Here is a 1518-nt window from a genome sequence, read left to right as displayed (position 1 = left end):
CCGCGGCCGTCGTGTATGTCATGGCGGCAAAGTATTTGAATTACGTGTTCCCCGCAGCCGCAACAGTAACTTTTATCCGATGCTTCTGGGAGTGTTGAAAGATCAGGAAGAAGAAGCCCAACGCTTAGTAAGCAGTCTTTACTGCTCAGGTTTAACCACGGAACAGGTAGGAAAAATTTACGAACAGTTTTACGGTAAACACTACAGTAAAAGCCAGGTAAGCCGTCTTCTGCATACCGCCCGTGAAGATGTGAATGCCTGGCTGGAACGTAAACTTGAACCTCGTTATCCGATCCTTTACATCGATGCCACGTATGTCCTCACCCGGCGGGACGAGTCCGTGAGCAATGAAGCCTATTACACGGTTTTGGGAGTGAAAGAAGACCGCACAAGGGAAGTTTTAACCGTGGTAAACTTTCCCACGGAAAGCGCGACCAATTGGAAGGATGTTTTTGAAGGTCTCAAAGAAAGAGGTGTAGCCGTGGTGGACCTGTTGGTATGTGACGGGTTATCCGGTATTGAAAACACGCTGGCCGATACTTTTCCCCAAGCGGATCTGCAGTTGTGTACCGTTCATCTGAAAAGGAATATCGTGAATAAAGTCAAGCCCGGGGATAAGAAACAGGTTATGGAGGAACTCAAACAAATCTGCTCTCCTGACCAATGGGACATTACCCCGGAAAAGGCATTCGGTGTATTTAAGGAGTTCATACAAAGGTGGCAAAAGAGTTACCCGCCGCTAAAGAGATACCAGCACGACAGGTACAGGTTTTATTTTACATACTTCAAATATGAAAGGGAAATCAGGGGAATGATTTATACCACGAACTGGATCGAAAGACTGAACAGGGATTATAAGAGGGTTATTAACATGAGAGGGGCCATGCCGAATCCACAGGCCGTCATTCTACTGATGGGGACCGTGGCTCAAAACGCGGATATTTATAAATACCCTATTTATAATTTTTTAGAATCAAGATTATTTTATTAAAAATGAATAGATTTGCAAAGATGAAAAAAGAAAGAATTTACACACTTTTTGAAACACTATCTTTGAGCTTGGCGTTGAATGCCTCGGCGGAAGCGTTTGTACTCCTGTTGTTGAAAAAGTTCAATATCCTGGTCGAGTGCGCGAACACGGAAGCGGCCACGGAATTGAAAGAATGAAAGCCAGCCTCGTTGACTTGATTGTACCACAAGGCGAGTTTGAGCCTGGCTCCCGCCACGGACTTGCACGAGGAATAGATTCTTCTCAACCTCTGTACCAGGGCGAACGCCTTTTGGATGTCGGGATACAACTCGAAAAGCACGGAAGCCCTCTTTCTTTGTTTCACGTTCCAGGCCGCCGGGTCTTTAAACAATAACAACCTGGAACGGAACAGTATCTCTTTCCTGGTTTCCCCGTTACGGAATTTTCTCGCCCTGTACTTCCTCCCCTCCAGCCGGGCGTTTTCCATCTCGTTGGTTTCCTCGTTAATCGCCTCCCAGCGGTGCTCGATCCTTAACTCTTGCAAGGCG

Annotated in this window: 2 protein-coding genes; one reads left to right on the top strand and one right to left on the bottom strand. The window is 46.6% G+C overall.

The features are described from left to right. A partial coding sequence (locus WS34_RS11565; protein WP_046404970.1) for an IS256 family transposase occupies window positions 1-991 on the top strand: 991 nt, incomplete at its 5' end. Window positions 992-1028: 37 nt separating this feature from the next. On the opposite strand, the gene WS34_RS11560 is transcribed toward WS34_RS11565, so the two are convergent. Beyond that, the coding region (locus WS34_RS11560) for a transposase (protein ID WP_046404969.1) at window positions 1029-1518 on the bottom strand (490 nt) is incomplete at its 5' end.

It is taken from the genome of Odoribacter sp. N15.MGS-14, from assembly GCF_000980245.1.
GTDB lineage: Bacteria > Bacteroidota > Bacteroidia > Bacteroidales > Marinifilaceae > Odoribacter > Odoribacter splanchnicus.
This window is presented reverse-complemented; position numbering and strand designations above follow the sequence as displayed.